We start from the raw sequence: 12,975 nt of genomic DNA on the forward strand, positions 1-12,975 counted from the left end.
CGACAAGGAGGCGCCGGTGAGTGCTGGGGGTACCGCCCGCGCGCGGGGAACGGTTCCTCTGACGCCTGACGCCAGCCCGTCGTGGCTGCGTCCGTTGGTGGACAACGTGAGTCAGATCCCCGAGGCGCTACGGCGCCGACTACCGCCGGACGTGCTCGAGATGCTGAGCAGCGCCAAAGGAGTGGCCGAAGAGCGGGAGGCCGCTGTGCTGGTGCTGTTTTCGGGCCCGGAGTCCGGGCCGGCCGACGCCGGCGTTCCCGACGAGGCCGACCTATTGCTCACCGTGCGCGCGTCGTCGCTGCGTCACCACGCGGGCCAGGCGGCGTTTCCCGGCGGCGCATCCGACCCCACCGACGACGGGCCCGTTGCCACCGCGTTGCGGGAAGCGCAGGAAGAGACCGGGATCGACGTCAACCGGCTGCACCCGTTGGTCGTCATGGAGCGGACCTTCATCGCGCCATCGCAGTTCGAGGTCGTCCCGGTATTGGCGTATTCGCCGGATCCCGGGCCGGTGGCCGTCGTCAACGAGGCCGAGACGGCGATCGTGTCGCGGGTTCCGGTGCGCGCCTTCATCAATCCGGACAACCGCCTGATGGTGTACCGCGGCGATCTCGGGCGGCGTTGGGCCGGCCCGGCGTTTCTGTTGAATCAGATGTTGGTTTGGGGATTCACTGGCCAGGTGATTTCTGCGGTGCTCGACGTCGCCGGCTGGGCAAAGCCGTGGGACACCAGCGACCTGCGCGAGCTGGACGACGCGATGACGCTGGTCGGGGAGCACGGTGGCGCACGATGAACTCGATGACTCCGTCTCAGTGGCTGGATGTCGCGGTGCTGGCCGTCGCATTCATCGCGGCGATCTCGGGTTGGCGTTCGGGCGCAGTGGGTTCGCTGTTCTCGTTCATCGGCGTGCTGCTCGGCGCGATAGCGGGAGTGCTGCTGGCGCCACACATCGTCAGCCACATCGCCGCGCCGCGCGCCAAGCTGTTCACCGCGCTATTCCTGATTCTGGCGCTGGTCGTCGTTGGCGAGGTCGCCGGCGTGGTGCTGGGGCGGGCCGTGCGCGGCGCGATCCACAGCCGCACCATCCGAACCATCGACTCGGTGATCGGTGTGGGCGTTCAGCTCGTCGTGGTGCTGACCGCGGCGTGGTTGCTCGCGACGCCGTTGACGCAGTCGAAGGATCAGCCCGAATTGGCTGCGGCAGTTCGGGGTTCGCAGGTGCTGGCCCGGGTCAACGAAGTCGCACCGCCCTGGCTGAAGACGGTCCCCAAGCGACTCTCGGCGCTGCTGAACACTTCCGGGCTGCCGGCCGTGCTGGAACCCTTCAGCCGCACTCCGGTGATTCCCGTCGCCTCGCCCGACCCGGCCCTGGCCACCAACCCCGTCGTGATGTCCGTCGCACCCAGTGTCGTCAAAGTGCGCAGCGTAGCGCCCAGTTGCCAAAAGGTGTTGGAGGGCAGCGGATTCGTGATCGCGCCCGACCGGGTGATGACCAACGCACACGTGGTGGCCGGGTCCAGCAGCGTGCAGGTGTACGCCAGCGGCAACCCGCTCGACGCGACCGTGGTGTCCTATGACCCGTCGGTCGACATCGCGATTCTCGCCGTCCCCAATCTGCCGCCGCAGCCGCTGGCCTTCGCCGAGAACGAGGCGAAATCCGCCGCCGATGTCGTCGTCCTGGGTTATCCCGGCGGCGGCAATTTCACCGCGACACCGGCCAGGATCCGCGAGGCGATCAAACTCAGCGGACCCGACATCTACCGGGATCCGGCGCCGGTCACCCGCGACGTCTACACCATCAGAGCCAATGTGGAGCAAGGCAATTCGGGCGGACCGCTGATCGACATGAGCGGCCATGTGCTCGGGGTGGTCTTCGGCGCTGCCGTCGACGATCCCGATACCGGTTTCGTGTTGACCGCCGGCGAGGTGTCCGGCCAGCTTTCCCGGATCGGTGACACCCAGCAGGTGGGCACCGGGGCCTGCGTCAGCTGACGCGGGGTCCGTGCACCTGCTCGAGGAACCTCGTCAGCAGCCGGTTGACTTCGTCGGGCGCCTCTTCGTGGCTGAAATGTCCTGCGCCGGTGATGGATAGGTAACGGCCCTGCGGCGCATACCGCTGACTGTGATCGACCGGGTCGGCCAGCACATAGGGGTCGGCGTCGCCGCGCAGGTGCAGCAGGGGCATGCCGAGTTGTTGAGACATCGACTTGATGTAACGCCGACCCTCGCCGCGCAGCTGGCTGCGCACCGCCCAGCGCTGGTATTCCAGCGCGCAGTGCGCCGCACCCGGGACCTGGATCGCCGTCCGCAGGTAGCCGATGGTTTGCGAAAAGTCCTCGGAGGCAACCCATTTGGCGCTGCTGCGGCTGCTGACCAGGTGCTCGATCTCGGCCCCGTTATCCCGGGTCAGCAGGCGCTCCGGCCACAGCGGCATTTGGTAGCGCAGCAGGTTCGGCAGCAGCGCGTAACCCTGGTCGCGACGCAGCAGCGCGGAGCGTCGTAGGGCGGCCGGGTGGGGAGAGCTGATCAGGGCGATGCCCGCGACCAGCCGGGAATGCAGCAGCGCCGCGGTCCAGCAGGCCAGCCCGCCGTCGGCGTGGCCGATCAGCGTCGCCGACGAATGCCCAAGGGCGCGAATGAGTCCGGCCGTGTCGCCGGCCATGGTCCAGGCGTCGTAGCCGCGGGGCGGCTTGTCACTGCCGCCATAGCCGCGCCGATCGACGGCGACCACGCGCGCACCGGTCAGCCCGCGCAGCTGATGGCGCCAGGTCCACCAGAAGGAGCCGAAGCCGTGCAGCAGCATGACCAGCGGCCGTGACGTGGCCGGTGCGGTTGCGTCCTGGGACAGTGCCTCGACGACGTGGAATCGGATGCCGTTGGCATGCACGTGCAAATGCCGCCACGGCCCGTCGATGCGGGTGACCGACGGGTCCGGTGCTGACATCTACCAACCTGACGGATCGGTGGCGGGAGCGTCGGGGGCGCTCTGCGGCGCCGTGAGCTTGGGTACTGCGGCCCTGTCGTGACCCGGGGTGAGCGCGGTCCGGGTTTCCTTGACCGACTCGATGGTCTCCCGCGGTCCCCGGATGCGGCGCACCTTCAAGAAGCCCAAGAGCCCCAGCACCGCCCCGACCACGACCATGATCGCGAACACGATCAGGAACGCGACCCAGCGCCACAGCCATGTGTCGAGCAGCTCGGCGAGGAAGAAGAAGAAAAAGAAGGTGGAGTAGAACAGCACGACCAGCGCGGCGATGAAGTAGACGCTGCCGGTCAGGCCCTTCTTGACGTCGCGGGTGATTTCGGCGCGGGCAAGTTCGACCTCGGCGCGCACCAGGGTCGACATCTGGGTGGTCGCGTCTTTGATCAGGTTCCCGATCGACGGCTCAGCGGGCCCGGCCTGCGGGTCTGCCAACGGAATCGTGGTCAGCGTGCTGGGCACACCGTTGGTGCGGTCCACTTTGCTCACAGGCGCGGTCCTCTCGGGTTCGCTGTCGTCGCGGTTCATGTTGCCATGCGGTGCAATGTCAGACGAGGCCAGCCTTTTTGTCCGTTTTCTTCGGCTGACGCTATTTGCACAGCACCAGAAGGGCTCTGGTGATCCTTTAGACTGGCGCTCCTGTTGCTCCGACATTCCGCTGACAGGAGTTTCGCTTTGCGCGAGGCGCGACGCTGGTTGGTGGCGGGGCTGGTGGCGGTCCTGCTGGGTGTGCAGGGTTTGCCCGGCAAAGCTGGCGCCGACGACAGGGTGCCGATGGGCGGCGGGGCCGGCATCGTCATCAACGGCGACACGATGTGCACGCTGACGACCATCGGCTCCGATGCCGCTGGTGAACTGATCGGCTTCACCTCCGCACACTGCGGGGGACCCGGGGCGCAGATCGCCGCCGAGGCCGCCGAAGGCCGAGGGCAACTCGGTGTCATGGTCGCCGGCAACGACGCCCTCGACTACGCGGTGATCAAGTTCGACCCCGCCAAGGTCGCGCCGGTGGCCAACTACAACGGCTTCCTGATCAACGGCGTCGGCCCGAATCCGGTGTTCGGCCAGATCGCCTGCAAGCAGGGTCGCACCACCGGCAACTCCTGCGGCGTCACCTGGGGGATGGGCCAGGACCCCGGCACGCTCGTCATGCAGGTCTGCGGCCGGCCGGGTGACTCGGGCGGGCCGGTAACGGTCGACAATCTGCTGGTCGGCATGATCCACGGCGCGTTCAGCGACAACCTGCCGACCTGCGTCATCAAGTACATCCCGCTGCACACTCCGGCGGTGGTGATGTCGTTTCCCGCCATCCTGGCCGACATCAATGCCAAGCATCGTCCGGGTGCGGGTTTCGTCCCGGTGCCGGCCTGACCCGCCCGGCGCTATTGGGCGGCGCGGATCGCGTCGAACACGGTGGGGTCCAGCAGCGTCGACGTGTCGCCCAGCTCCCGCTTTTCGGCGACGTCGCGCAGCAGCCTGCGCATGATCTTGCCGCTGCGGGTCTTGGGCAGCTCCGGCACGACGTGGATCTCGCGTGGCTTGGCGATCGGTGAGATCTCCACGGCCACGTGACCGCGCAACTCGTCGACGGTGCCGTCGTGCACGTCGTACTCGGCGCACATTACGACGAACGCGCAGATGGCTTGGCCCGTGGTCTCATCTTTCTTTGCGACCACTGCGGCCTCGGCCACTCCGGAGTGACCGACGAGCGCCGACTCCAGCTCGGCGCTCGAAAGCCGATGCCCGGACACGTTCATCACGTCGTCGATGCGCCCCACGATCCAGATGGCGCCGTCGCGGTCGTAATAGGCGCTGTCGCCGGCGAAGTACCAGCCCTGCTCGGCGAACCTGGACCAATAGGTCTCGACGTAGCGCTCCGGGTCGCCCCAAATGCCGCGCAGCATGGACGGCCACGGCTGATCTAACACCAGGTAGCCGGTGACGTGTTCGCCATGGTGGACGCTCGGCGTCAGCTCGTCGCCGTGGTCATCGACGATCTTGGCCGAGATCCCGGGCAGCGCCGCCATCGCCGAACCGGGTTTGGCCGCCGTGACTCCGGGCAGTGGCGAGATCATCGCCGAACCGGTCTCGGTCTGCCACCAGGTGTCCACGATCGGGAGGCTGTCGGCGCCGATCACCTTGCGGTACCAGCGCCACGCCTCGGGGTTGATCGGCTCGCCCACCGTGCCCAGCAGCCGCAGACTGGACAGGTCGTGTGCGTCGGGGATCTCACGCCCCCACTTCATGAACGTTCGGATGAGCGTCGGCGCAGTGTAATAGATTGTGACGCCGTACTTTTCGATGATCTCGAAATGCCGATGCTGGGTGGGCGAATCGGGCGTGCCCTCGTAGAGAACCTCGGTGACGCCGTTGGACAGCGGACCGTACACACCGTAGGAGTGCCCAGTGACCCAGCCGATGTCGGCGGTGCACCAGAAGACGTCGGTTTCGGGCTTGATGTCGAAGACGTTGTAATGCGTGTAGGAGGCCTGGGTCAGGTAGCCGCCGCTGGTATGCATGATGCCCTTGGGCTTGCCGGTGGTGCCCGAGGTGTACAACAAAAACAACGGATGCTCGGCATCGAAGGGCTGTGCGGTGTGTTCGGGCGACGCGGAGTCGACGACATCGTGCCACCACACGTCGCGATCGTCGTTCCACGACACGTCAATTCCGGTGCGCCGCACCACCAGAACGTGTTCGACAGGGCTGTCGCCGTCCGGGCCCGGCGCCACGGCCTCGTCGGCCGCGTCCTTCAGCGGTGCCGGCTTGCCGCGCCGGAACTGCCCGTCGACGGTGATGACCAGCTTGGCTTGGGCATCGTCAATGCGGGCCCGCAGCGCCGTGGCGGTGAACCCGGCGAAGACCACGCTGTGCATCAGGCCCAGTCGCGCGCAGGCCAGCATCGCGATCACGGCTTCAGGGATCAACGGCATATAGATGGCGACCCGATCGCCGGCCACCAGACCGAGGTCGGTCAGCGCGTTGGCCGCCTTGCACACCTCGGTCTGCAAATCCGCGTAGGTCAGGCTGCGGCTGTCACCGGCGGGCTCGCCCTCCCAGTGAATGGCGACCCGGTTTCCGAGGCCGGCCTCGACGTGGCGGTCCACGCAGTTGTAGGCGACGTTGAGCTTGCCGCCGCCGAACCACTTCGCGAAGGGTGCGTCGGACCAGTCCAGCACCTCGCTGAACGGCGTCGCCCAGGACAGCCGGTTGGCCTGCTTGGCCCAGAACGCCAGCCGGTCCTGTTCGGCCTCGCTGTACAGCTCTTCGCGGGCGTTGGCCTGCTCGGCGAATGTCGTCGGCGGCGGATAGGAAGCGGGGTGGGCGGACGCGCCATCGGTGCGGGTGGCAGTCACGGGCTTCTCCTATGTCCAGGCTCTTCAACCGTCTGTGAGCCTAGACCCGTCCGGTGAAGCCGCGCTTCCAATCTGGGGTCATAGCGTCCCGCCATACCGCATACTCACCGGTGTGCCGGGATGTTACAGGCGCTACGCCCGCCGACTAGTGCGCAGCTTTGCCGCGACCGCAGCGTGTTACACGGCCGCCACGCTGTTGCCAACGCCGGCCTGGGCCGTGCCGGTGGAGACCGGCGACGAGGCCGCGCCCTGCTGGGCGGAGCAGGTCGCGGTGAGCGCTTCCCCGACGCAAGGCGCCGTGGGCCACCGGGCGTTGACGCTGACGTTCAGCCTTGCCGGCGGCGCGGAGCCGTGCACGCTGACCGGCTATCCCGCCGTCGAGTCCGGCGCCGGCGGACCCGACATTCACGCCAGGCCCACGTTGCGGGGATACATGGGCGGCTTGCCGAGCGGTGTCGACGTGCCGCCCACGGTCATCCTGTCGATCTCGACGCAGGGGCAGGCGACCGTCGAGGGCATCGCGATGGACGGCGCCGGTAATCCGTGCCCCAGCTACACCGATCTGCGCGTCAATCCGCCCGACACCGGCATCGTTTTCACCGTGCCCGTCGACATCGATGCCTGCGAACTGCAGGTGCACCCCATCACCTCGGCCAGGTAGCCGCTAGGGGCCGGCCTTCTCCAGGCAGTAAACAACGGCGGGAGTGGGGTAGCTGATTCCCTTGGCCCCCGGCGGGCACTGCGACCGGTCGGTGCTGCCATCGATGCGCTGGACGACTTTGATTTGCCTGGACCGGGTTTCGTCACAGGTACTCAGACTCATCGTCGGGTGATCGCGGTCGGGGCCGATTTCATAGCACTGGTCTTCTTTGAGGTTCAACGCGAAGCACAGTATGCCCGCGCTATTGGTGAAGCGGTCATAGATCGAGCCGTCGCGCTTGCCGTCCGGGCATGTCGCCGCAGCGTCGCCTTTGGCGGCGAGCACGTAGGTGTTCGCCGGATCGCCGCAGTCGCTGCCTGACGTCGAGCTGAATGATCGCTTGGAGTAAGCCATTTGGTTGATGCATTCGCCCACCCGCATCGAGGTTTGGGACGCATCGGCACGCGATCTCTCGCCCAGCGCGGTGAGCACGCGCGTAAGGTTGCCCAGAACGCCGAACGCCAGCACGACCGCGCCGATGGTGATGAGCACGGTGGCCGATTTCCCCGACGGTATCCCCGCGCGTTGCTGCGGCGGCCAACCCGGTGGATATCCGGGATAGAAGGGCGGGGGATAGGCGCCGGGATATCCGACGGGCGGCGGCGGAGGTCCGGGCGGGTACGGGTAGCCGGGACGGGGCTGACGCCGATTTCGTGACCGATCCCACAAGCCGATGACCAGGCAAATCAATCCGATCAGCGGAATGCCGACCCGCGCTATCAGAATGCCCAAGTGGAATGCCGCGTTCTCTGAGGCGGTGTATGCGGCGTACACGGTGGTCACGGCGCGATCGTAGGTCGACAGCACCCGATGTCGCACCTCACCCGTGCTGGGGTGGCGGTCTTTGCTCGGTCGCTATGGTCGCAATCATGCGACGGATGCGGACGGCGACGGCGGCCCTGGCCGCCGGCATGCTGGTGGTCGCGTCGCTGGCCGGTTGCGGCGGCGGTGGCGTATTGAGCCCCGATCTGGTGCTGGTCAACGGCGGGGAACCGCCCTATCCGCTGGTCCCGACGAGCACCAACGACAGCAACGGCGGCAGGATCATCGACCGGCTCTTCGCCGGGCTGATGTCCTACGACGCGGCCGGGCATGCCTCGCAGGAGGTCGCCGAATCGATCGAGACGCCCGACAACGTCAACTACCGCATCGTCCTCAAGCCGGGTTGGACGTTCACCGACGGTTCGCCGGTGACGGCTCACTCATTTGTCGACGCGTGGAACTACGGCGCCTTGAGCAGCAATACCCAATTGCAGCAGAGCTTTTTCAGCCCCATCGACGGGTACGACCAGGTTGCCGGCGTTACCAGCGACGGAAAGCCGGTCCCAAAATCGGGGCAGACCACCATGTCTGGGCTGCAGGTGGTCAATGACCGGGAATTCACCGTGCGACTCAAGGCGCCGACTGTCGACTTCCTGTTGCGACTGGGTCACAGCGCCTTCTATCCGCTGCCGGCCGTCGCCTTTCGCGACATGGCGGCGTTCGGCCGCAACCCGGTCGGCAACGGCCCGTATCAGCTCGCCGACAGCCCGGACGGGCCGGCGTGGGAGCACAACGTGAAGATCGATGTGCGGCCCAATCCCGGCTACCACGGCAATCGGATGCCCCACAACAAGGGCCTGAGGTTCGAGTTCTACGCCAACCTGGACACCGCCTACGCCGACCTGCTGTCGGGCAATCTCGATGTGCTGGACACGATTCCGCCGAGCGCACTGCCGATCTACAAACGCGACCTGGGGAACAACGTCATCAGCGGCCCCGTCGCGGTCAAACACAGCCTCGACACCCCGCTGCGACTGCCGCACTTCGGCGGCGAGGAGGGCCGATTGCGCAGGCTCGCACTGTCGGCCGCCGTCGATCGCGTGCAGATCTGCAACAAGATCTTCCTGGGCACCCGCACCCCGTCCAGCGATTTCACCGCCCGATCATTGCCGGGTTTCGATCCGAACCTGCCGGGGAAAGATGTCTTGGACTTCGATCCCGGTCGCGCGCGGCAACTTTGGACGCAAGCCAACGCGATTTCGGCGTGGAGCGGCCAATACGTGATCGCCTACAACGCCGATGCCGGCAATCAGGAATGGGTGGACGCCGTGGCCAACAGCATCAAGAACGTGCTGGGCATCGACGCGGTTGGCGCTCCGCAACCGACCTTCGCCGGGTTTCGCACCGAGATCACCAACCACACCATCTCCACCGGTTTTCGCGCCGCGTGGCAGGGCGACTACCCGTCGATGATCGAGTTCCTTGCCCCGCTGTTCGCCACCGGCGCCGGGTCCAACGACGTCGGCTACGCCAACCCCGAATTCGACGCGGCGCTGGCGACCGCCGAGGCCGCCCCCAACCTGGCTGAGTCCAACGTGCTGGCCAACGCGTCGCAACGATTCCTGTTGCACGACATGCCCGTTGTGCCGCTGTGGGACAACATCAGCGTCGTGGGCTGGTCGCCTGAGGTGCACGATGTCAAGGTCAGCTGGAATGGACTGCCCGACTACGAGAACCTCGTGAAGGGCTGAGATGGGTTGGTACATCGCACGCCGAATCGCCATCATGGTGCCGGTTTTCCTCGGTGCCACCCTGTTGATCTACGGCATGGTTTTCCTGTTGCCCGGTGATCCGGTGGCAGCGATGGCAGGTGACCGTCCGCTGACTCCCGCAGCGGCCGCGCTATTGCGTGCCCGGTACCACCTCGACGACCCCTTCATCGTGCAGTACCTGCGCTACCTGGGTGGCGTCCTGCACGGTGATTTGGGCCGCTCCTACTCCGGGCTGCCGGTCAGTGCCGTTCTGGCACATGCATTTCCGGTCACCATCAGGCTGGCGCTGATAGCGGTGGCAGTAGAAGCCTTGTTGGGCATCGGTTTTGGTGTGCTCGCCGGTTTACGCCAGGGCAGTCTCTTTGATTCGACCGTGCTGATCACCGGCCTCGTCATCATCGCGATCCCGATCTTCGTCCTGGCCTTTCTCGCGCAGTTCGTTTTCGGTGTCCGGCTGGGGATCGCGCCGGTCACCGTGGGTCCGATCTCGACCTTCGGGCGGTTGTTGTTGCCCGGAATCGTCTTGGGCTCAGTGTCTTTCGCGTATGTCGTGCGGTTGACCCGATCCGCGGTGGCCGCAAACGCGCACGCCGACTACGTCCGCACCGCGACCGCGAAGGGGTTGTCGCGACCGCGGGTGGTGACCGTGCATATTCTGCGCAACTCGCTCATCCCAGTGGTGACTTTCCTCGGCGCTGACCTCGGGTCGCTGATGGGAGGGGCGATCGTCACCGAAGGCATCTTCAACATCCACGGCGTCGGCGGCGTGTTGTTCCAGGCCGTCACCCGGCAGGAGGCCCCGACGGTGGTGTCCATCGTGACGGTGCTGGTGCTGATCTATCTGCTGGCCAACCTTGCGGTGGACTTGCTGTACGCAGCCCTCGACCCCCGGATCCGCTATGGCTGAGCGCACCGAAGAGCGGCACGGCTTTTGGCGCGACACCTGGCGTGAGTTGCGTGGGCGCCCCAAGTTCGTCGTCGCCGCCGCCCTGATCCTGTTCGTCGTGATCGTCGCGCTGGTTCCGTCCTGGTTCACCGGAATCGATCCCAACTACGGCGATCCCAGCCAGAGCCTGCTTGCGCCGTCGGCCGCACACTGGTTCGGCACCGACCTTCAGGGTCACGACATCTACGCGCGCACCGTGTACGGCGCGCAGGCCTCGCTCACCGTGGGACTGGGCACCACGCTGCTGGTTTTCCTCGTCGGTGGCGCCCTGGGGGCGCTGGCCGGCTTTTACGGGGGCTGGATCGACGCCGTGGTCTCCCGTATCACCGACGTCTTCTTCGGGCTGCCGTTGCTGCTGGCCGCGATTGTGATCATGGGCGTCATGCACCACCGCAGGGTGTGGACGGTGATCGCGATCCTGGCCCTGTTCGGCTGGACCGGGATCGCAAGGGTCGCCCGCAGCGCCGTGCTCGAGGTGCGCTCGAGCGATTACGTGCTGGCGGCGAAAGCGCTGGGCCTGGGGAACTTTCAGATCTTGATGCGGCATGTGGTGCCCAACGCCTTGGGGCCGGTCTTCGCGATGGCCACCCTGGCCTTCGGCGTGTTCATCGTCACCGAGGCGTCCCTGTCTTACCTGGGTGTGGGGCTGCCGGCCTCGGTGGTGTCCTGGGGCGGTGACATCAGCATGGCGCAGAGCCGGCTGCGCTCGGGCTCGCCGATTCTGTTCTATCCCGCTGGTGCACTGGCGATTACGGTGTTGGCGTTCATGATGATGGGCGACGCGTTGCGCGATGCGCTGGATCCGACCTCGAGGGCGCGGCGAGTATGAGCACGCAAGCGTCGCCGCTGCTGTCGGTCGAGGGGCTGGAGGTCACGTTCGGTGGCCACACCCCGGTCCTGCGCGGTATGGATCTCGACGTGCTGCGCGGCCAGACCGTCGCTGTCGTCGGCGAATCCGGTTCGGGAAAGTCCACCACGGCCGCCGCTGTCCTCGGGCTGCTGCCACCCGGCGGGCGAATTACCGCCGGGCGCATCACCTTCGACGGCGTCGACATCACCGCCGCCGATCGCCGGCAGCTCCGCTCGATCAGGGGCCGTCGCATCGGTTACGTCCCCCAGGACCCGATGACAAATCTCAACCCGGTGTGGAAGGTCGGCTTCCAGGTCCGCGAAGCGTTGCGCGTCAACACCGATAGCCATCAGGCACGGCGAAGGGCGGTGGAGTTGCTCGCCGATGCCGGGATGCCCGATCCGGCTAAGCAAGCCGGCAAGTATCCACACCAGCTGTCCGGGGGTATGTGTCAACGCGCGCTGATCGCCATCGGCCTGGCCGGTCGCCCGCAGCTGCTGATCGCCGACGAGCCGACGTCGGCGCTCGATGTCACCGTGCAGCGGCAGGTGCTCGACCATCTGCAGCGCCTCACCGATGAACTGGGCACCGCGCTGCTGCTGATCACCCACGATTTGGCGATGGCCGCCGAACGCGCCGAGTCTGTCGTGGTCGTCCATCACGGTGTGGTGGTGGAATCCGGTGCGGCACAATCGATCCTGCGGGACCCGCAGCACGAGTACACCCGCAGACTGGTGGCGGCGGTCCCCTCGCTGACACCCAAGAACACATCGCAAACGCCGACGCCGGTCGCCGATCGCGACGACATCGTCGTCGCCTCGCAGCTGACCAAGATCTACTCCGAGTCGCGCGGGGCACCGTGGCGGCGCACGGAATTTCGCGCGGTCGACGACGTATCGTTTCGGATGCGCCGAGCCGGCACCCTCGCGATCGTCGGTGAGTCGGGTTCGGGCAAATCGACCGTAGCCCGGATGGTGCTGGGCTTGATGCAACCCACTTCGGGCACAGTGGTTTTCGATGACACCGTGGACGTCGGCTCAATGGACCGCAAGCAAGCGATGGCCTTCCGCCGTCGCGTCCAGCCGGTGTTCCAGAACCCCTACAGCAGTCTGGATCCCATGTACTCGGTTTTTCGTGCGATCGAGGAACCACTGCGGATCCACCGGATCGGTGACCGCGCTCAGCGTGAGCGGACCGTACGCGAGCTCGTCGATCAAGTGGCACTGCCGTCGTCGGTATTGCGCCGGGTGCCCCGGGAGCTCTCGGGCGGTCAACGGCAGCGGGTCGCCATCGCCCGGGCGCTGGCGCTGCGGCCCGAGGTGCTGGTGTGCGACGAGGCGGTGTCGGCGCTCGACGTCCTGGTGCAGGCGCAGATACTCGATCTGCTGGCGGATCTGCAGTCCGAACTGGGGCTGACGTATTTATTCATCAGCCACGACCTGGCGGTGATCCGGCAGATCGCCGACGAGGTGCTGGTGATGCGCGCCGGGCGCGTCGTCGAGCAGGCCGCCACCGAGGAGCTGTTCACCCGGCCGACCCACGAGTACACCCGTCAGTTGCTGGATGCCATCCCCGGCGCGCCCGCGCGGCCCCGATAGGTTGGCAACCT

12 protein-coding genes are annotated in these 12,975 nt (G+C 66.7%); 8 read left to right on the forward strand and 4 right to left on the reverse strand.

The window, feature by feature from the left end:
- The first annotated feature begins 16 nt into the window (after positions 1-16).
- Together MNAB215_RS10845 and marP are read left to right on the forward strand one after the other, a co-directional pair.
- Positions 17-793, forward strand: a complete 777-nt coding sequence (locus tag MNAB215_RS10845) for an NUDIX hydrolase (RefSeq protein ID WP_077078870.1) — start codon at positions 17-19, stop codon at positions 791-793.
- A gap of 5 nt (positions 794-798) precedes the next feature.
- A complete protein-coding gene (gene marP, locus MNAB215_RS10850; RefSeq protein ID WP_108637746.1) occupies positions 799-1,992 on the forward strand; it encodes an acid resistance serine protease MarP in 1,194 nt (397 codons plus the stop codon).
- Here marP and MNAB215_RS10855 read toward each other — a convergent pair.
- Complete coding sequence (locus MNAB215_RS10855) at positions 1,985-2,944, reverse strand: alpha/beta fold hydrolase (protein ID WP_077078872.1); 960 nt, start codon at positions 2,942-2,944, stop codon at positions 1,985-1,987. The two genes, marP and MNAB215_RS10855, sit on opposite strands and share 8 nt — an antisense overlap.
- Entirely contained in the window at positions 2,945-3,469 is a 525-nt protein-coding gene (locus tag MNAB215_RS10860; RefSeq protein ID WP_077081918.1) for a phage holin family protein, read from the reverse strand.
- Between the two features lie 186 nt (positions 3,470-3,655).
- Here MNAB215_RS10860 and MNAB215_RS10865 point away from each other — a divergent pair, with 186 nt between their 5' ends.
- Positions 3,656-4,351: a chymotrypsin family serine protease gene (locus MNAB215_RS10865; RefSeq protein ID WP_077078873.1), complete on the forward strand. Its 696-nt coding sequence runs from the start codon at positions 3,656-3,658 to the stop codon at positions 4,349-4,351.
- A gap of 11 nt (positions 4,352-4,362) precedes the next feature.
- Here MNAB215_RS10865 and acs read toward each other — a convergent pair whose 3' ends face one another.
- Positions 4,363-6,336: an acetate--CoA ligase gene (acs, locus tag MNAB215_RS10870; protein WP_077078874.1), complete on the reverse strand. Its 1,974-nt coding sequence runs from the start codon at positions 6,334-6,336 to the stop codon at positions 4,363-4,365.
- 112 nt (positions 6,337-6,448) lie between these two features.
- Between acs and MNAB215_RS10875 the strand changes: the two genes are divergently transcribed.
- Positions 6,449-6,997 (forward strand): DUF4232 domain-containing protein, encoded by a 549-nt coding sequence (locus MNAB215_RS10875; protein WP_083746093.1) that lies wholly within the window; start codon positions 6,449-6,451, stop codon positions 6,995-6,997.
- Between the two features lie 3 nt (positions 6,998-7,000).
- On the opposite strand, the gene MNAB215_RS10880 is transcribed toward MNAB215_RS10875, so the two are convergent.
- Complete coding sequence (locus tag MNAB215_RS10880) at positions 7,001-7,819, reverse strand: LppU/SCO3897 family protein (RefSeq protein WP_245830248.1); 819 nt, start codon at positions 7,817-7,819, stop codon at positions 7,001-7,003.
- 83 nt (positions 7,820-7,902) lie between these two features.
- On the opposite strand from MNAB215_RS10880, the gene MNAB215_RS10885 reads away from it, so the two are divergent.
- From MNAB215_RS10885 to MNAB215_RS10900, 4 genes are read left to right on the forward strand one after another with little or no spacing between them, the layout of a single operon-like run.
- Complete coding sequence (locus tag MNAB215_RS10885; protein WP_108637748.1) at positions 7,903-9,549, forward strand: peptide ABC transporter substrate-binding protein; 1,647 nt, start codon at positions 7,903-7,905, stop codon at positions 9,547-9,549.
- A gap of 1 nt (position 9,550) precedes the next feature.
- The gene (locus MNAB215_RS10890; protein ID WP_077078875.1) at positions 9,551-10,477 is read left to right on the forward strand and encodes an ABC transporter permease; all 927 of its coding nucleotides are present in this window, start codon (positions 9,551-9,553) and stop codon (positions 10,475-10,477) included.
- Entirely contained in the window at positions 10,470-11,345 is an 876-nt protein-coding gene (locus tag MNAB215_RS10895; protein WP_077078876.1) for an ABC transporter permease, read from the forward strand. The genes MNAB215_RS10890 and MNAB215_RS10895 overlap by 8 nt, the downstream gene beginning before the upstream one ends.
- Positions 11,342-12,964, forward strand: a complete 1,623-nt coding sequence (locus tag MNAB215_RS10900) for a dipeptide ABC transporter ATP-binding protein (RefSeq protein WP_077078877.1) — start codon at positions 11,342-11,344, stop codon at positions 12,962-12,964. Before MNAB215_RS10895 ends, MNAB215_RS10900 begins: the two co-directional genes overlap by 4 nt.
- Positions 12,965-12,975: the final 11 nt, after the last annotated feature.

The organism is Mycobacterium numidiamassiliense, from assembly GCF_900157365.1.
GTDB lineage: Bacteria > Actinomycetota > Actinomycetes > Mycobacteriales > Mycobacteriaceae > Mycobacterium > Mycobacterium numidiamassiliense.